Origin of the sequence: Paludifilum halophilum, from assembly GCF_002245355.1 — a bacterium.
Lineage (GTDB): Bacteria > Bacillota > Bacilli > Thermoactinomycetales > DSM-45169 > Paludifilum > Paludifilum halophilum.
The window spans coordinates 1-17,267 of sequence record NZ_NOWF01000018.1 but is presented as its reverse complement, the minus strand read 5'-3'; the positions used below and the strand labels follow the sequence as shown (position 1 = coordinate 17,267).

General features: G+C 50.2%; 15 protein-coding genes, 10 tRNA genes and 1 pseudogene. 8 read left to right on the top strand and 18 right to left on the bottom strand.

Going from position 1 to position 17,267, the window contains the following annotated elements; all coding sequences use genetic code 11:
• Nucleotides 1–173: 173 nt before the first annotated feature.
• The gene (locus CHM34_RS17860) at nt 174–512 is read left to right on the top strand and encodes an ArsR/SmtB family transcription factor (protein WP_094265969.1); all 339 of its coding nucleotides are present in this window, start codon (nt 174–176) and stop codon (nt 510–512) included.
• 70 nt (nt 513–582) lie between these two features.
• Nucleotides 583–1,107: an SRPBCC domain-containing protein gene (locus CHM34_RS17855; RefSeq protein WP_094265968.1), complete on the top strand. Its 525-nt coding sequence runs from the start codon at nt 583–585 to the stop codon at nt 1,105–1,107.
• A gap of 96 nt (nt 1,108–1,203) precedes the next feature.
• Here the strand turns inward: CHM34_RS17855 and dhaM are convergent, their stop codons facing one another.
• Together dhaM and dhaL are read right to left on the bottom strand one after the other, a co-directional pair.
• Nucleotides 1,204–1,602, bottom strand: coding sequence for a dihydroxyacetone kinase phosphoryl donor subunit DhaM (gene dhaM, locus CHM34_RS17850; RefSeq protein ID WP_094265967.1), 399 nt, complete (start codon nt 1,600–1,602; stop codon nt 1,204–1,206).
• A 1-nt stretch (nt 1,603) separates the two neighbouring features.
• Complete coding sequence (dhaL, locus tag CHM34_RS17845; RefSeq protein ID WP_240512071.1) at nt 1,604–2,230, bottom strand: dihydroxyacetone kinase subunit DhaL; 627 nt, start codon at nt 2,228–2,230, stop codon at nt 1,604–1,606.
• Between the two features lie 392 nt (nt 2,231–2,622).
• On the opposite strand from dhaL, the gene CHM34_RS17840 reads away from it, so the two are divergent.
• Nucleotides 2,623–2,844: a hypothetical protein gene (locus CHM34_RS17840; protein ID WP_094265965.1), complete on the top strand. Its 222-nt coding sequence runs from the start codon at nt 2,623–2,625 to the stop codon at nt 2,842–2,844.
• Between the two features lie 172 nt (nt 2,845–3,016).
• On the opposite strand, the gene CHM34_RS17835 is transcribed toward CHM34_RS17840, so the two are convergent.
• Entirely contained in the window at nt 3,017–3,559 is a 543-nt protein-coding gene (locus tag CHM34_RS17835; protein WP_094265964.1) for a flavodoxin family protein, read from the bottom strand.
• Nucleotides 3,560–3,774: 215 nt separating this feature from the next.
• Between CHM34_RS17835 and CHM34_RS17830 the strand changes: the two genes are divergently transcribed.
• Nucleotides 3,775–4,662 (top strand): LysR family transcriptional regulator, encoded by an 888-nt coding sequence (locus CHM34_RS17830; RefSeq protein ID WP_094265963.1) that lies wholly within the window; start codon nt 3,775–3,777, stop codon nt 4,660–4,662.
• Here the strand turns inward: CHM34_RS17830 and CHM34_RS17825 are convergent.
• The 4 genes and pseudogenes from CHM34_RS17825 to CHM34_RS17810 all read right to left on the bottom strand — a co-directional run bounded on the left by CHM34_RS17825 (nt 4,606) and on the right by CHM34_RS17810 (nt 9,192).
• Nucleotides 4,606–6,135: a S8 family peptidase gene (locus tag CHM34_RS17825; protein WP_094265962.1), complete on the bottom strand. Its 1,530-nt coding sequence runs from the start codon at nt 6,133–6,135 to the stop codon at nt 4,606–4,608. The genes CHM34_RS17830 and CHM34_RS17825 overlap by 57 nt on opposite strands.
• A 128-nt stretch (nt 6,136–6,263) precedes the next feature.
• Nucleotides 6,264–7,263 (bottom strand): annotated as a pseudogene (gene dhaK, locus CHM34_RS17820) (dihydroxyacetone kinase subunit DhaK).
• Nucleotides 7,264–7,306: 43 nt separating this feature from the next.
• Nucleotides 7,307–8,110 (bottom strand): SDR family NAD(P)-dependent oxidoreductase, encoded by an 804-nt coding sequence (locus CHM34_RS17815; protein ID WP_169713822.1) that lies wholly within the window; start codon nt 8,108–8,110, stop codon nt 7,307–7,309.
• 173 nt (nt 8,111–8,283) lie between these two features.
• On the bottom strand, nt 8,284–9,192 hold the full coding sequence (locus CHM34_RS17810) for a tetratricopeptide repeat protein (protein ID WP_094265960.1): 909 nt from the start codon (nt 9,190–9,192) through the stop codon (nt 8,284–8,286).
• Nucleotides 9,193–9,481: 289 nt separating this feature from the next.
• Between CHM34_RS17810 and CHM34_RS17805 the strand changes: the two genes are divergently transcribed.
• Entirely contained in the window at nt 9,482–10,618 is a 1,137-nt protein-coding gene (locus CHM34_RS17805; RefSeq protein ID WP_094265959.1) for a KamA family radical SAM protein, read from the top strand.
• 84 nt (nt 10,619–10,702) lie between these two features.
• Here CHM34_RS17805 and CHM34_RS17800 read toward each other — a convergent pair whose 3' ends face one another.
• On the bottom strand, nt 10,703–12,049 hold the full coding sequence (locus CHM34_RS17800; RefSeq protein ID WP_094265958.1) for a TrkH family potassium uptake protein: 1,347 nt from the start codon (nt 12,047–12,049) through the stop codon (nt 10,703–10,705).
• 230 nt (nt 12,050–12,279) lie between these two features.
• On the opposite strand from CHM34_RS17800, the gene mnmA reads away from it, so the two are divergent.
• Together mnmA and CHM34_RS17790 are read left to right on the top strand one after the other, a co-directional pair.
• Nucleotides 12,280–13,392, top strand: coding sequence for a tRNA 2-thiouridine(34) synthase MnmA (gene mnmA / locus CHM34_RS17795; protein ID WP_338048687.1), 1,113 nt, complete (start codon nt 12,280–12,282; stop codon nt 13,390–13,392).
• A 175-nt stretch (nt 13,393–13,567) separates the two neighbouring features.
• Complete coding sequence (locus CHM34_RS17790) at nt 13,568–15,118, top strand: glycosyl hydrolase family 18 protein (protein WP_094265956.1); 1,551 nt, start codon at nt 13,568–13,570, stop codon at nt 15,116–15,118.
• Nucleotides 15,119–15,550: 432 nt separating this feature from the next.
• Here CHM34_RS17790 and CHM34_RS17785 read toward each other — a convergent pair.
• The 6 genes from CHM34_RS17785 to CHM34_RS17760 form a co-directional block, all read right to left on the bottom strand.
• Nucleotides 15,551–15,627: transfer RNA gene (locus CHM34_RS17785), tRNA-Arg, on the bottom strand.
• 7 nt (nt 15,628–15,634) lie between these two features.
• Nucleotides 15,635–15,722: transfer RNA gene (locus CHM34_RS17780), tRNA-Leu, on the bottom strand.
• A 61-nt stretch (nt 15,723–15,783) separates the two neighbouring features.
• A tRNA-Gly gene (locus tag CHM34_RS17775) sits at nt 15,784–15,858 on the bottom strand.
• A 53-nt stretch (nt 15,859–15,911) separates the two neighbouring features.
• Nucleotides 15,912–15,988 (bottom strand) — tRNA-Arg (locus tag CHM34_RS17770).
• A gap of 8 nt (nt 15,989–15,996) precedes the next feature.
• A tRNA-Leu gene (locus tag CHM34_RS17765) sits at nt 15,997–16,084 on the bottom strand.
• A gap of 27 nt (nt 16,085–16,111) precedes the next feature.
• Nucleotides 16,112–16,185, bottom strand: a tRNA-Cys gene (locus CHM34_RS17760).
• Between the two features lie 62 nt (nt 16,186–16,247).
• On the opposite strand from CHM34_RS17760, the gene CHM34_RS17755 reads away from it, so the two are divergent.
• A complete protein-coding gene (locus CHM34_RS17755) occupies nt 16,248–16,667 on the top strand; it encodes a YugN family protein (protein ID WP_169713821.1) in 420 nt (139 codons plus the stop codon).
• Nucleotides 16,668–16,672: 5 nt separating this feature from the next.
• Here CHM34_RS17755 and CHM34_RS17750 read toward each other — a convergent pair.
• From CHM34_RS17750 to CHM34_RS17735, 4 genes are all read right to left on the bottom strand, one after another.
• Nucleotides 16,673–16,746: transfer RNA gene (locus CHM34_RS17750), tRNA-Trp, on the bottom strand.
• A gap of 10 nt (nt 16,747–16,756) precedes the next feature.
• Nucleotides 16,757–16,832 (bottom strand) — tRNA-Thr (locus CHM34_RS17745).
• An 8-nt stretch (nt 16,833–16,840) separates the two neighbouring features.
• Nucleotides 16,841–16,916 (bottom strand) — tRNA-Phe (locus CHM34_RS17740).
• A 49-nt stretch (nt 16,917–16,965) separates the two neighbouring features.
• Nucleotides 16,966–17,058: transfer RNA gene (locus CHM34_RS17735), tRNA-Ser, on the bottom strand.
• Between the last annotated feature and the right edge of the window lie 209 nt (nt 17,059–17,267).

Genomic DNA, 17,267 nt, shown 5'->3' with positions numbered 1-17,267 from the left:
TTTCGCAACTATGTTCTCTGGCCATCGGTTTTGCTAGGTAACGAAAAATTCGAAAATTCCTTTGCGGGTATATTCTCTATATAGTATATTCCAGACATGGGAAGTTAATTCAATGCAAACCAATGTGAAAGCTGTTTTCTCTAAGGGAACCGGATCGGAAGGGGGCGGAAAAAATGAAGACAACCACGTTGAGAGCGCTTGCCGAACCTAACCGATTACAGATTGTCGAGCTCTTACGCGGCGGTCCCCTCTCCGTAGGGGAAATCGCCGAACGGCTGGGGCTCCGCCAACCGCAAGCTTCCAAGCATCTCCGTATACTTAGTGATGCTGGGGTCGTCGAAGTACATGCAGTCGCGAATCGGCGAATTTACAAGTTGCGGCATTCGGCGTTCCAAGAGCTGGACGCATGGCTGGCCTCTTTCCGCCGTGTCTGGGAAGAAAAACTCGACAGCTTGGACGATTATTTAGAGGAACTGCAAAGTAAGAACGGGAACCGTGAAGGCAAGCCGTAATCCTGCAAATTCAAGCGTCTGCCAATTGGGCGGATCGCTATGAATCATATTAATCAAGGAGGATATTAAAATGTCAAACAGGGAAAATTCCAAAACGATTTCGAAAGTGGAGGGCCGCGAGCTGATTCTGGAACGTGTATTCGATGCCCCTCGTGAACTCGTATTCAAAGCTTTCTCCGAAGCCGAGCACCTGAAACGATGGTGGTCGACGAAAGGCTGGTCGACCCCCGTATGCAATGTCGACTTCCGTCCGGGAGGCGTGTGGTTTTACTGCATGAAGTGCACGGATGAAAGCCAGGAAGATTACGGAATGGAGTTTTGGGGGAAAGCAGTCTATCAGGAGATCAAGGAGCCGGAACGAATCGTCTTCATCGATTCATTCTCTGATGCGGAGGGCAATATCGTGGAGGAAATGCCCTCGACAAAAATGACGATAACGTTCATCGAGCAGGACGGGAAGACAAAGTTGATCAGCCGCTCTCAATTCGCATCAGCCGAAGAACTCCAATCAGTGCTGGATATGGGAGTGCTTCAGGGTGTGACCCAAACCTGGGATAAACTGGCCAACCTGCTGGAAGAGCTTCAAAACCAGTGATGGGAAGTATAAAGCATTTCACTGATTTCTTTCCTGAATCATTAGGGCGATGATCCCGCTGTACCTGTAGCCGGTCATCGCCCTTTACCGACTCTTCTACCGCCGCTTCGGTTCCCGGCGCGTTTTTTCGGCGGCCTGAACCGCCGCTTCGGCGCTTTGACCCGTCTGAACCGCCATCGCCGCCGCCAATGCCCCTTCGACAAAGGGAGCATCGACAATCGTCAGTTTTCTATGGTCAACATCCCACATCTCCACGGCCATCTCAGCATGCATCAATGCACTTCCCAGATCGAAAAAAATCAGTACTTCCTCCGCATCCGTTTCACGAACAGCCGTTTCAATCCCCTCGGCAGAGGTGCCCAAACCGCCCTCCCCGTCACCGGCGGCAATCCGGATCGTCACCTCCCGGGCCATCGCGGCGATCAATTCCCGGGTTCCTCGGGCGAGAGACTCGCTGTGGGAAACCAACAGCAACGCGACAGAGTTGGATGCCATCCTACATCCCCTCCCGACTCAACGTATCACAGAGAACTTCAAACAGCAGGGCCGTGGATACTGCACCGGGATCCAAATGGCCGATACTCCGTTCACCCAGATAGGAAGCCCGCCCCTTAGTCGCCTTCATTTCCCGGGTCGCCTCGGCTTTTTCGCGGGCTGTTTCGGCCAGCGATCTCAACAGCACCGTCTCCTCCAGATCCGCCCCGTCACGAGCGGCATCGACCAAAGGAGCCCATACATCATACATCGTTTTCTCTCCGCCGGAGACTTTTCCCCGCTGCCGGATCCCTTCCGCCCCGGCCTGAATCAACTCCGCCCAGTCCCCGGGTGATACACTCGCCTCCCCCTTCAGCTTCATCGACATCCGCAGAAAGGCCGTTCCATACAGAGGACCGGAAGCACCCCCCACCTTGGCGATCAAGGTTTTGCTCACCTGCATGAAGCATTCCGACAAACCTTGGTCGAAGGATTCCAGTTCCTCCTTCACCGCTTTCCATCCCCGGGCCATGTTCGCCCCATGATCGCCGTCACCGATTCGGGAATCCAATTCCGTCAAGTGCTCTTTTTCCTGCTGTAAACGATCCGCATAGGCTTGAAACCATGCAACCGCTTCCGTTACCTGCACGTCTACCCCTCCTGAAAAGGATTTTACCCTTGTCATTGTATCACACGAATCTCATAATCCCTGAACCGGCCGCCGCTTGCATCATAGACAAAAAACGGGCAGGGAGTTTCCCTGCCCTTTATATAGAAAGGTGGTCTATCTTTTATCATACTTCATCGGCATTATTTGTAAATAACAGAAACAAGGGGGGAGGGACCCTCCATTTTTGTTACTGTCCCTTAATACCTGTGAATGGTGCGGGTTGGTATTTGCACCGGAACCGGACCGACGGATTCGGTCTGGCACGGCAAGGACTAAAATCAGGCGCTTGACCGGGTGCCGGTGCGGACAGACGATCATACGATACCCATGTGCCCCTTTTCCCCATTCAATTTTTTAAAGGAGTGAAGGATATGCCGCACAGATGGTATCAAAACCCCTATATGATGGATCCCAGGATGGATGACCACCACATGGAAAGAGCCTATTACCATGTCAAAAGAGCCTACAAACATATGAAACGGATGATGGAACACCGCCGTTCCCCTTATCGGTCGCCTTATGATTATCCGTACGATGATATGGATGAAAGTCCTTATATCGACCACAATCCCTACACCTCTTATGGTTCATAGCACTTCCTATACCGTCCCCACAACCCCTCCCTGTTTCTTTACCGTTCAACAGTCGGTGACGAATTTTTCCCGATTCTCGTTGTCATCAGCGAACCCCTCAATTTTCTATTCGCCCATTACCTCCTGCGTTGCAAACACCCACCAGGGTGTTTTTTTGTGTAATAAAAAAGATTCATCGGTCAGCCTCGAGTTGGGTCCTTATATCCTGAATAGCCGCAAGAGCCCTGGCATCCTGCTCAATGTCCCCGGGCCTGTTCCCCCTCCCGATCACATGAGCTGCAAACTGAATTCCGACAAAATCGAAAATATATTGGAATTGTTGGATGAGGGGTTGCCCCTTGACATGCGGTTCGTCGCCGCCGATTGCGATCACATAGGCCTTTGTTTCGGAAAGGCCGGCCAAAAAATCCTCTCGGTTCTCCCGCAAAGATTGGGACCAACGGTCAATGAACCGTTTCAGGGAACCCGGCAGACCGTACCAGTAGATCGGAACCGCGAATACGAGGGTATCCTGCTTCAACACGCGCTTCAACAATTGACGGTAATCATCCTCCGGATAAGGGCCCGGCTTTGTATGCCTATAATCGACAATAGGGTCGATCCGGTAGTCAGTCAGGTAAATCGGATCCACATCCAAACCCTCAACTAATAAACGGGCCAACCGCTCTGTATTTCCATTTTTGCGGGAGCTTCCGTATAACACTGCGATCCCCATCAACTTCATCTCCGATCTGATTTCATGTTAAAGAAAAATCATCTGATTGTTAGCGATCTCTTCCATGTCATTGAACATCTCCTTCTCCTCATACGAATGGGAGCTATGTTCATTGTATCTTCCCGATATCGATTTATAAAATAGAATATAATGAACGAATTGATCGGTTTTCATGATACACTGAAGGAAACCCCGTCCTTAGAGAGGGATTTCGTATGGAGATTCGACATCTACAAACATTTAAAACCATCGTTGATTTGGGGGGATTTAGAAAAGCGGCTGATCATCTGGGGTATGCCCAATCCACGATCACCGGCCATATCCAACTGTTGGAAGATGAGTTGCAAGCCCCTTTATTTGACCGACTGGGAAAGAAAACGATCCTGACTGAGACCGGCCACCGTTTTTTGCCCTATGCCATCCAATTTTTAAATCTCTATGAAAAGGCAAAAGAGATCCCGGGAAATGACGATGATCCGACCGGGACTTTAACCATTGCGGCACCTGAATCTTTAACGGTTTACCGATTACCCCCAGTCCTTCATGAATACAAACAACGGTACCCACAGGTGGAAATCATCTTAAAACCATCACCGAACCGGGAAGCGCTGAACCGATTGCGCACAGGAGAAAACGATCTCGTATTCTTGTTGGAAAGCGAGTGGAAAGAGCCGGATTTAGTCATAAAAAAATTAATCGACGAACCCATGATGCTGATTACTCCTCCCGCCCACCCCTTCCAGGAAGTTTCCGCCATGACCCTTCCGGCCCTTGTAGAGGAAACGTTTTTGTATACGGAGCGGGGATGCAGTTATCGAATGCTCTTTGAGCGTTACTTACAAGAGAACGGGGTCTCACCCCGAGCCACCATGGAGTCCTGGAGTGTGGAAGCGATTAAACAGTGTGTCATGTGCGGATTGGGGATTTCATTGCTTCCTTCGATCGCGGTTCAATCAGAGATTCAAGAAGGGAAATTGGCGGGGGTGCCATGGGAGGAACCTTATTCAGTCGCGACGATCATGGCTTATCACAAAGAAAAATGGCTGTCACCCGCTCTTAAGGCCTTTTTGCAAATGGTGAAACAACATGCCATGCGGTGGTGAGATCAACGAAAAAGCTCCGGCTGTGACGCCGAAGCTTCCTCTCTCGCCTCCCCGTTTCACTACCGGGGTACCCGCCGGAGCTCCTCTAAGAATGGAACGGAAACGAGATAACCAACGATTGAACCAGTTCGTATCTCCGTTCATACTCTCCAATGCCTTTGAAACATTGATCAGACCTTCACCGTAGTATGGATCTCTTCCAGGTGGTCCAAGATCAGTGGCGGTTTGTTTGATCACATTCAAAACTTCATCATTGGAGAGCTCCGGGTGAGTGGATCGAATTAAAGCTGCCAATGCGGTGACATGCGGTGCTGCCATCGATGTACCGGATAAAGCGGCATACTTATGTTTGGCAAATGTGCTGGGGATATCAACACCTGGGGCAACAACGTCTACATAATCTCCAAAGTTAGAGAAAGAAGCGCGGCTGATTTCAGGATTAATAGCAGAAACCCCAAGTACTTCCGGATAAGCGGCAGGATATCCCGGTTGATTCGTATTATCATTTCCTGTTGCCGCAATAAGCATCACATCCTTTTGATCGGCATACTCAATGGCCTCTTTTAAAACTGAAGATGGCTGATAATTACCCAGGCTCATGTTGATGACGTCGACACCATGATCCGCCGCCCATATAATTCCATCTGCAATATCAAAGGAGTTGCCTGATCCTTCCGTACCAAGCCCTTTAATAGGCATAATTCGGTTATTCCAGGCGACTGCGGCTATTCCTTCACGATTATTCGTTTGGGCGGCAATAATGCCTGCCACATGGGTACCGTGCCCATTATCATCCTGGGGTTTCTCATTTTTGTTTAGTAAATTGTACCCAGGGACTAACTTGTCTTTTAAATCGGGATGTTCAAGATCCACTCCGGTATCAATGACAGCGACAACGACCTCTTTTTTCCCTTTGGTAATTTCCCACCCCTCTTCCGTTCTTATGGCGGGTAAATTCCACTGGTATCTTTCGTAAAGCCGATCATTAGGAGTATATACAGGAATTTGATTAGGTAAAAGAATATAATTGGGTTCTGCATATCGTACATCATCCCGATCCTCAAAGTAACGAATTAACTCCGGGGTGGTCAGGGTATTGGATTTAAAGATGCATAAGGATTTATGGTGCTTCTTTATTTTTCCATTAATTTCTTTTTCAAGTTGATTCATCGTCTGTTTGTTAAGAGGACCGCCAAATTTTACAGTCACTTCATGTTGAATATAGTGGCTTTTATCTTGTTGATTATGATGTATGGTGATGATGGACGAGTCTTTATTCAAATCATCTCTTATTTTATTGACTTCACCCATGAAATTCATCGGTTTTAATTCGGAGGATGTACTCAGGAGGTTGTTTGCTCTATGTTGTATCGACTCCCTATACTCCTTTGTATCTCCAAAAGAACGTATCACCGTAATGGTCACTACAGCTAAAATCAATACGACAATCGCTGTTGTTTTCTTGTTAAACATCGATTTCCTCACCACCTTGAATCATTGATCCGGATCGATCCTGATGTATATATGATGGTTTGAAAAGTGAGGAATTATGTTTAGAAAGTCAAAAGCTCCGGCTGTGACGCCGAAGCTTCCTTCATCGTTTATCCCCGTTTCACTACCGGAGTATTCGCCGGAGCTTGGAGGAGTCGTTCCAGTTCATCGTTCAACCGGAGCAGGGTGATGGAGCATCCCGCCATCTCCAGAGAGGTCATATATTCTCCGACCCAGGTATCCGCCACCCGGATCGCTTTTTCCTCCAGATAAGCGTTCAGCTCTTTATTAACGACGTACAGTTCCATCAAGGGGGTGGCCCCCCATACCGTTCACTAGAACAGCTACACGGTTTTCAGCCTGGAACGGGAGATCGGACAAGATGTTATCCGCCAAAAGGCGGGTCAGTTCTGCGGCGGTCTTCAGTCGGATTCTTTCCGTTCCCGGCTCCCCATGGATACCGATCCCGATTTCGATCTCATCGGTTTCCAAGGTGAAACTGGGGTTGCCTGCTTCCGGCAGGGTACAGGGAGTCAGGGCGACACCCATACTGCGCACTCCCCGGATCACCTGCTCCGCCGTCTCCTTGACTTCCTGTAGAGAGGCCATTTCTTCAGCTTTGGCACCGGCCGCTTTGTGTACAAAAACCGTTCCGGCAATGCCCCTCCTGCCGCTGGTATGGGTACTGTCTTCTACGGCAACGTCATCGTTAACCACCACATGAGCCGTTTCGATCCCCTCTGCGGCGGCCAGTTCAGCGGCCATTTCAAAGTTGAGGACATCGCCGGTATAGTTTTTGACAATGCAGAGAACACCCCTTCCGCTGTCCACCGCCTTAATCGCCTCCAGGATCTGGTCCGGCGTCGGTGAGGTGAACACTTCTCCCGCTACCGCGGCATCCAACATCCCCGGTCCGACATACCCGGCATGGGCCGGTTCATGACCGCTGCCGCCGCCGCTGACCAATCCCACCTTCCCCTGAACCGGGGCATCGGCACGGACCACTACACCGGTTCCCTCGATGGAACGAATCCGGTCCGGGTAAGCGTGTTCGAACCCGGACAGCATTTCCCCCACGATCTGATTCGGCCGGTTCATGATTTTTTTCACCCTGATTCCTCCTCCGATATCTTTTTTCCAAGACCAGGCTGATTCAGCCCAGCAAACCGCCGCCGGAGATACGCAAGTTGGATCCGATCACATTATCTACCGCATCGGTACAGAGAAAGCCGACAGCGGCGGCCACTTCTTCCGGTGTACTGAGGCGTCCCGAGGGCAGACCCTCCTCCGTCTTTTTCCACATTTCCTCCAGAGAGCGTCCCGCCCGTTCCGCCTTGGCACCGATCGCTTCTTTAGCCATGTCCGTCTCTACAAACCCCGGTGCTACAGCGTTGACCTGGATTCCACAGGGAGCCGCTTCCACGGCCAGGCATTGGGTAAACCCGTTAAGAGCAAATTTGGAGGAGGCATAGATCGTTCCCCCTTCCCATCCGCGAATTCCGGAAAGAGACGAAATCTGAATAATCTTTCCCGAGCGGCGCTGCTTCATCTCCCGGTAAACCAGCTGAGTCAACTGAACCACCGAAAAGAAATTGACCCGCATCACCCGCTCCATCTCCGCTTCTTCAACATCCTCCACCAGGGAGGCGGCAAAGGCACCGGCATTATTAACCAGGATATCCGTCGGGCCAAAGGAGTCCTTCGCCGCCGCTACCACTCGGCGACGGCCGGCGTCTTCGACGAGGTCGGCCGCAACGGTTTCGACGCCTCCCGCTCCTTGAAGGGTGTTCAATTGTTCCCCGATATCACGCAACGCCGATTCCCGGCGACCCGTCAGAAGCAGGTTTGCCCCCATCCGGCGAAGCTGTTCGGCAATACATGTTCCAATACCTCCGGTCGCCCCGGTGATGATAGCCGTTTTTCCCTTGAGAACGCTCGGTGTAAAAACATTCTCCACAAAAATCCCTCCCCATTCTTCGAACCTATCCAACCCTTTTAAGAGTCGATCAGGTCATACGGTACTACTATTACCTCTGGACGGTCGAATCAATCTTGAAAGAAAACATCCCCGGCGATTTTTCGTTTACCGCCGGGGATCCGTATCGCGAAGGTCAACATTGCCGTAAAAAACTAGGCTTGGACCTTTTTTTCCGCCAGACGATGGCGCCGGAGCTGGACCATCTGTCGGTACTCGGGTTCAACGGAAGAAAGCGTTTCCTCAAGAACATGCACGGCCTCTTCCACCCGCCCCTCTTTCTCCAGAGCCTCGGCATAATCCATTCCCGGAAAGGGGGTGAGAAAAGCCGGTGTCCAATAGGATTCACCCAGCCGAATCAATTCCTCCCACTCGTCCCGTTTGTGAAGCAGGGCAAACACCGTCATGGCGGTGACCTCTTCTTCCCATTGCGGCAGTCCTTCTTCTCCCCGCAACCTTCGGGATTGGTCCAAGGCCGAACGGAACTGTTCCAGGGCTTCCGCCATCCGGTTATCCTCCAGGTACAGCTTACCTAGTGCCAAGTGAGGCCCCCAGGCCTCGCTGTTCTTAGTCATTTTTTGCAGAAACCGGATCGCTTTCTCCTTCGGCGACCAACGAGTCAACATATGTAAAGCGGTTTCTTGATTGGGTTCCCGTATGAGCCCCTCTTCCAGAGTCGCAACCACTTTCTCGTCCTCGGAACGTCTGGAATACAGGCGGGCAAGATACGTATGGGCGACACCCCTGTCCGAATACGATTCGATACACTCCCGTAAAACCGCTTCCGCTTCTTCGAACCGTTTCTGGCGAAGGAGAATCAGTCCCTTCAAGAGAAGGGCCTCTTCCGACCGGTCACTCAACTCCAACAACCGGTCTGCCCCCTGTTCCGCTTCCTTTAAAAAACCATCGCGGTAAATTTGGACAACAAAAGCGTATAACCGGTCGGAATGGTCCCATTCCGCCTGAATGTTTTCCGGGATCACACTGTTGCGAAATTCCTCGCGATCCATCCAGATCAAGTGGCCCCATTCGTCAAACAAGGGGATCGGTTTATCTGTCCCCAATTCTCACCCTCCAATCTGCTGTTTCAATAAAAATAAAAGCTTATTCATTATAAAACTCAAATAATGAGGTATTTTTTTACTCCTTAAAACAATGTTTCCTCTCCGTTTCGACAATCTTATTATTTAATTATAGCACAAGGTTTCCATACTTTGCTTCATCCTTTTCGCCGAGGATCTCCTCCAGAATCCATAACTTGTGGAATTTTTCCTTCATTTTTGAGTATTTAACCGAACTTTGTTACAATGTAACAGAGTTAAGGCTCCATTTTTCGCCAACGTTTTTCAGGAGGTGGGCGCATTGAAGCCTCGCTATATTACAGACATTCGAAAAATTGAATCGATCCCCGAAGAACATCGCCAAAAAATGACGGCGATTACAGACAAATTCGTGTTCCGCATCAACGACTATTACTTATCTCTGATCGACTGGGACGATCCCCATGACCCCATCTATAAACTGATTATCCCCGATGAGGGGGAATTGGATGAATACGGGAAATGGGATGCATCCGACGAACACCTTAACTACGCCGCCCCCGGCTGTCAGCACAAATATGGAACAACAGCCCTTTTGATTGTTTCCGAAGTGTGCGGAGCCTATTGTCGGTTCTGTTTCCGGAAGCGCCTGTTTCGAAACGATGTTCACGAAGCATCCCTGGATGTTTCACCCGGAGTCGACTATATCGCCCGGCATCCCGAAATCAACAACGTTCTTCTGACAGGCGGCGATTCCCTGATTCTCGCCACCCGTAAAATCCGCGGCATTCTGGAACGGTTGCGGGAAGTCCCCCATGTAAAGATTATCCGTTTTGGTAGCAAACTTCCATCCTTCAACCCGATGCGGATCTACGAAGACCAGGAGCTTCTGGATACTCTGTCCGAATACTCCCGCCCCGACGCCCGCATTCACGTGATGGCTCATTTCAACCATCCTCGGGAACTGACAGATGAAGCCTACCGGGCCATCGACGCATTACAGCGGTCAGGGGTGATCTTGGTTAACCAAACCCCTGTATTGAAAGGGGTCAATGACGATCCGGAAGTGCTGGCGGAATTGTTGGATAAGCTTTCCTGGGCCGGCGTCACTCCTTACTACTTTTTTCAGAACCGGCCGGTGGCAGGGAACTCCAGCTTCGTCCTCACATTTAAGGAAGCTTACAATATCATCGAGCAGGCGAAATCCCTTACTTCCGGACTCGGTAAACGCATTCGATACTCCATGAGTCATTCCTCCGGCAAGATCGAGATACTGGCAGTGGACGGCGATCAAATTTACCTGAAATACCACCAAGCCCGTCATCCGGATTATTATGGCCGCTTTATGAAATTCGATCTTCCGGAGAACGCCTCCTGGTTCGACGACCTTCCCGGTGCGGAGGAAATCCTTCGGGAGCAGGAAGAAAGCATGAAAGGAAAAACCGGTTAAAAAGGAATTCTCTCCACAGAAAAAGGCAGTCGGAGCCGACAGGGGCCGACTGCCTTTTTCTGTGGAGAAAAATCGGGGCATCGGTCACCCGATCAAGGGTTCCTCTTCCGGATAACGGTAAAAAGGGGGAACGGTCCGTTTGGCGAGGGCGAAGGCGATGGTCATCGGACCGAGGCGGCCGACGAACATGATCAGCGTGATCAGAACCTTCCCCAGGTCAGAAAGTTCCGGAGTCATACCCAGAGACAATCCCACCGTTCCAAAGGCGGATACAGCTTCAAAAAAAACATGGAATACGTCGGAGGACTCTGTGATCGTCAACAACATCGTCATTCCGATCACCAGAACCATCGATGCCACAAAAATCGTCAAAGCCTTATAGATTTGACCGTGGGGAATACGCCTCCGAAATGTCGATACATCATCCCGCCCGCGAATCATACTCCACACCGCTAAAACAATGGCCATGAAAGTCGTCGTTTTGATTCTGCCTCCGGTGGAACTGGGAGAGGCCCCGATAAACATCAGCATCATGATCAAAAAATGGGTCGCCGGGTACAAGTCGGGCAGATTCAATGTACTAAATCCGGCGGTACGAGGAGTCACTCCCTGGAAAAAGGAAGCCATCAATTTGTCCGTCGTAGACAGCGAGCCGAGCGTATCCGGATTGCTCCATTCGACCAGCATGATCCCCGACATTCCCATGAAGATCAAACCGATCGTCGTCAATAAGACCAACTTGGTGTGCAGACTGAACCGGCCTGTCCACCGATACTGGTATAGTTCCACAATCACGATAAAACCGATTCCTCCCAAAATGAAAAGGGCAGTGATGATCCCGTTGACCACCGGATCCGTTACAAACCCGGTGAGACTGCTAAATTCCTGATAATCTCCAAACAGGTCAAACCCGGCATTATTAAAAGCGGAGACCGTGTGAAAAAGAGCGTAATACGCTCCTTTTCCCCATCCGAATTCAGGAACCCACCGGACTGACAGCACCAGAAAACCGATCCCTTCGAAGATCACGTAAATCATGACCATGTATTTAACTAATTGGACAACACCGCCCACTTTTACCTGATTATATGCTTCCCGAAGAACCAGTCTCTCCTTTACCCCGATTCTTTTTCCCAATAAGACAGCGAAAACGGTGGTAAAACCCATAAATCCGAGTCCGCCCACCTGGATCAAAAGCATGATGACCCATTCGCCAAAGGTGCTGTAGGTACGGGCGGTGTCTGTCACAACCAGTCCCGTCACGCATACAGCCGAGGTGGAAGTGAATAAAGCATCCAGATAAGGAACCGATTCTCCCTCCGAGGCAATCGGCAAAGACAACAGAAACGAGCCGACGATAATCGTGACGGCAAAGCCGATCACCAGAACTTGCGGCGGTGTCAACCGCCTTCGTCGTTGGAAAGGCTGCATCGTTCCCTTCCTCCCTGTTGACTGTCTGTGATATAATTTTTGGAAGGGCCGATACCCTTACAATGATTAGGATGCCCTTCATCCTATCGGTTCATCGCACTGATGAATGAAGAACTCTTCAATCGGGATCGATAGACCGACCCATTCTTTCACATGATAATGGAGCAGGTGCTTCGGGAACGAGCAAAACCGATCCCCTCTCCTTTCATCCACCTTGATATTCCACATTTCTGTACCGGGAGGTGAAGGAAAAGATGAGCCGAACATCCCCTCGTGTCGTCCTCGGTATGTCCGGGGGCGTCGATTCTTCTGTCGCTGCCTTGCTCTTGAAAGAACAGGGATACGACGTCGTCGGTCTGTTTATGAAAAACTGGGACGATACCGACGCATGGGGCAATTGTACGGCTACGGAAGATTTTGAAGATGTGCGCCGCGTATGCGACCATCTCGGGATTCCGTACTACTCCGTCAATTTCGAGGAGGAATACCGGGACAAAGTGTTCCAATACTTTCTCGACGAATACCGGAGGGGCCGTACCCCCAATCCGGATGTCATGTGTAATAAAGAGATCAAATTCGGTGAGTTTCTGAACAAGGCTCTCCAACTGGGAGCCGATGTCATCGCTACCGGACACTACGCCCGGGTGGACGCTTCCGACGGCGGATACCACCTTTTGCGGGGAGCGGATCCCAATAAGGATCAGACGTACTTCCTGTACACCCTGGGCCAAGAACAACTGTCCAAAGCGATCTTTCCCGTCGGACACCTGAACAAAAAGGAGCTCCGAAAAATAGCCGAGGAAGCGGGCCTCCCGACGGCCAAGAAAAAAGACAGCACCGGAATTTGCTTTATCGGGGAACGGGACTTCAAAGAATTTCTGAGCCAATACCTTCCCGCCCAACCCGGGGAAATGCAGACGCTGTCCGGTGAAGTCAAAGGCCGACACGACGGGTTGATGTACTATACACTGGGGCAACGGCAAGGTTTGGGAATTGGCGGTGGCGGCACCGGAGAACCTTGGTTCGTCGTCGGCAAGGATTTGGAACAAAACGTCCTGCTGGTGGAACAAGGACACGACCACCCGGCTCTCTATTCAGACGGCCTTCTCGCCGTCGACTTGCACTGGGTGGACCGCCGGAAACGAACCACTGCCTTCACCTGTACTGCCAAGTTCCGCTATCGTCAACAAGATCAACCCGTCACCGTCCATCCCCGTGAGGACGGAACCTGTGACGTTCGGTTCGATGAACCGCAGCGAGCCGTCACCCCTGGACAATCCGTGGTGTTCTACGATGGAGAAGTCTGCCTCGGGGGAGGCATCATCGAAAAGACATTCCAATAAATCGAGAACCAAAAAGGCGATTCCTTTTCGATCATTCCATTCCCGTCTGTAAAAGCAGGCGGGAATTTTTTTACCTTATCCCCTCAGTTTATCATGAAAAATTTCGAAAAAACCATCAAAAAATGATATAGTGGAATAAAATAGAATCATACCCAAGGAAAAGGGGAATCCCATTTTGCGAAACGAATATGATCTGAAGCCGAACCGGGAATCCAAAACCCGATCGGCCCCATCGGAGAAGACGAACCTTAGGAGGAAACGCTTTTCTTGGCAAAACGTTGCGGTATGCTGTTTGATTTTCGGCGTGGCAGGAGCAGGTACTTATTTTTCCTATGCACACTTTTCCGGCAACTCCATTTCTGAAAAAGCCACAAAGACAGGATCGTCTGAAGCGGGATTGGCGGAAAACAATAAGCCTCCCCGGTTGGGGGATCCGTCTGAATCCCGGGAGAAAAACCCCGAAGGCGACGACGAGTGGTGGGACCCCGAAACCAACCCGGACCCTGCGGTGATTGCACCGGAACCGAAACCCGATGACAGCTCGTCTGTCAAAAAAGGCTCCACGCAAAACATTCTTCATAATAATTGGCGGGACCCTGATATGTCCCGAAAGCCCGACAGAGATTCCGGAGGCGGCGAACCATCGAATGAACAGCCATCGTCCGATTCACCGAATTCGCCTGAACCGGATGAAGAAGAGCCCCCTGACGAGGAGACCCATCTTTTGCCTCCTTCTGTGTCTGAGGGCCCTCGAGATCAACCTTTTCAAGTATCAGTCTGGTATCCCCGTTGGGATGAAGACCAAGCGCTTCAGTCCCTTCAGGCCAACACTGAGACGATCGATGAGGTCAACCTTTTCGGGTACCAGCTTCAACCGGACGGATCGGTCGGACAACCCGCCGGATCGGACAAGCAACGCAAAAAAGCAGTCCAAACAGCCCGAAAACAAAAACTCCGCATCATCCCAACCATCACGAACCAATTCTCTCCTTCGATGTTGCATGAACTCCTGAAAAAGGAAAGCCGACGCAAACAAACCGCAGACAACATTTTAAGATTTTTACAGAAAAATGATTACCACGGTGCGGAAATTCAATTTCAACCGATCTATGAGAAGGACCGCGACCGGTTCTCCCTTTTTATTGAAGAATTGTCCCAAACGCTTCATGACCATGACATGTGGCTGAGTGTCGCCGTCTATCCCAAGGTGGAAAAACCGGGTCGTTTCCCCGCTCAAAGGGCCCAGGATTGGAGCCGATTGGGAAAAGTGGCGGACAGTTTCAAAATGATGGCTTATAACTATAGCTGGGGAGAACCGGGCCCCATGACTCCGATTTCTTGGATGGATGACTTGCTCACCTTTGCTGAAAATCATGTCCCCGCCCACAAAATCTATGTCGGTCTCTCCTGGTACGGTTATTACTGGCAAGACCAAAGACAGTACGCCCTTCATTTTCCACAAATACAAAAGCTGCTCCAACAGAAAGATATCGATGTTCAGCGGGATCCAAACCAGGAACCCTACGTGGAGATTCAAAAAGACGGAGAAACGATAACGGGCTATTACCAAGACCGCATCAGTTATGAGGCCAAACTGAACGCCATTCTGGACAAGCATCCCGAGATCGCAGGCGTTTCCCACTGGTATCTCGGAACAGAAGACCCCGGTGTTTGGAAGGCTATCCAAAAGGAGATCGGCACACCAGATCAAGCGGATCAAGAATAAAAAAACGTTGCTTGGACGCCCCTTCTTTGAGACGATCAACTGTGACTCAAAGGAGGGGCGGATTTCCGTTACGATCGTGGATGTCTGATTTATTCCTACAAAAAAGGAGGATTTCTAAGGACGCTACTGAGTCGGAATTTATTAGGGTTTTTTCCTCAAAACCTCTGTATTTTTCTGTTTTTATTAGGTTGTTATATCAGGTAGATTACAGTGAAATGTTGGTATCATAAAAAATATTGTTGATTAAAAATAAAAAAATAACCGGTCAAACAATAAGTTGGCGCCTAAGTACAGGCGCCAACCTTGTTTCATTTTGAGTTTATCGACTGATGCCATGGTCAATTGCAAGAAGTATTTCAACTGATCAAAGAAAAAACCCCTTATACGTCTAAGGGGTACAGATTACATCAGCACAAGGCTCTGCTAATTTTTTGGCGTGCCCTGGAGGATTCGAACCCCCGACCTTCTGATCCGTAGTCAGACGCTCTGTCCAGCTGAGCTAAGGGCACATATGGATGGTGCGGACGAGAGGACTTGAACCTCCACGGTCACAATGACCACTAGATCCTGAATCTAGCGCGTCTGCCGATTCCGCCACGTCCGCTTATTATTATTGGATACGGAGTACATTTTATTACACTTAAAGACAAAGGTCAAGATTTTTATGGAGCGGAAGACGGGATTCGAACCCGCGACCCCCACCTTGGCAAGGTGGTGCTCTACCACTGAGCTACTTCCGCAAAATCAATGTCCGAAATCACGTTAAATGGATACGGATACAAATGGAAACTTTTGGCGTGCCCTGGAGGATTCGAACCCCCGACCTTCTGATCCGTAGTCAGACGCTCTGTCCAGCTGAGCTAAGGGCACACAATGGATGGTGCGGACGAGAGGACTTGAACCTCCACGGTCACAATGACCACTAGATCCTGAATCTAGCGCGTCTGCCGATTCCGCCACGTCCGCACATGAAAAACGTTGATACTGAATGATTGGAGGCGGCACCCGGATTCGAACCGGGGATAAAGGATTTGCAGTCCTCTGCCTTACCACTTGGCTATGCCGCCGCAATGAATGGGAGAAAAACAAACATCACAGACTAATGTTTATCAGGGAAAGGAGGATCCCGATGATCCCGTTAGAATCCAGTCTGGAAAATATCGATGGCTCATTTCAAACCGTGGATCGCCTGTTCAACGAGGTAGGATTCAACCTCGGCGGCGGTTATGAGTACGACCACGGATATTATGACAAGGCACTCGATTGGGAAGAAAATAAAGAACATCAAGCTTACCTGCGTGTTCCGGTTACGGCGATCGAAGGAAGCATCGGTACCCGTCAAGCGGTTTTACGCATCGGGAAACCGTTTGTTCTCATGCATAAATTCCGGAAAGGACCGGCGAAAAACACCAGCACCGGATTATTATCCGGATCCTTCAACCAATTTACAGAACCTGTTGACAAAGACGCAGGAATAGATAAAAAATGGCTAGAACGGGCCCAATCTGAATTGAATCAGTTGGAACGCCGGTTCAATCAAAAATTATAAGTAAATGGCAGGGGCGGCAGGAATCGAACCCGCATTTGAGGTTTTGGAGACCTCTGTTCTGCCATTGAACTACGCCCCTACGGCACGATTGGTGCCGGCGAGAGGACTTGAACCCCCAACCTACTGATTACAAGTCAGTTGCTCTACCCGTTGAGCTACACCGGCGAATAAAATGGTGGTTCGGGACGGAATCGAACCGCCGACACGAGGATTTTCAGTCCTCTGCTCTACCGACTGAGCTACCGAACCACAGCAATTTTTATATTATCATAGAAAGGGACGTTCGTCAAGGATAAAATGGCGGAGAGGGAGGGATTCGAACCCTCGAGACGGTGATTACCGCCTACACGATTTCCAATCGTGCTCCTTCGGCCAACTCGGACACCTCTCCATAAATTTTGTTTAGCTGAGATCGATTGAAGGGAATCAAACAAAAATGAATGCCTCAGTAACCAAACTAATCAAGCAATGGTTTTTCCAGGGTCATGCACCCTGAAAACCAGATACGGAGCAAGAAGCCGGGAGTGAATTCAGGAGAAGTCCTCGACCGATTCGTATCCGTCAGCTGAACGTGTTGCCACGCTTACACCTCGGACCGAT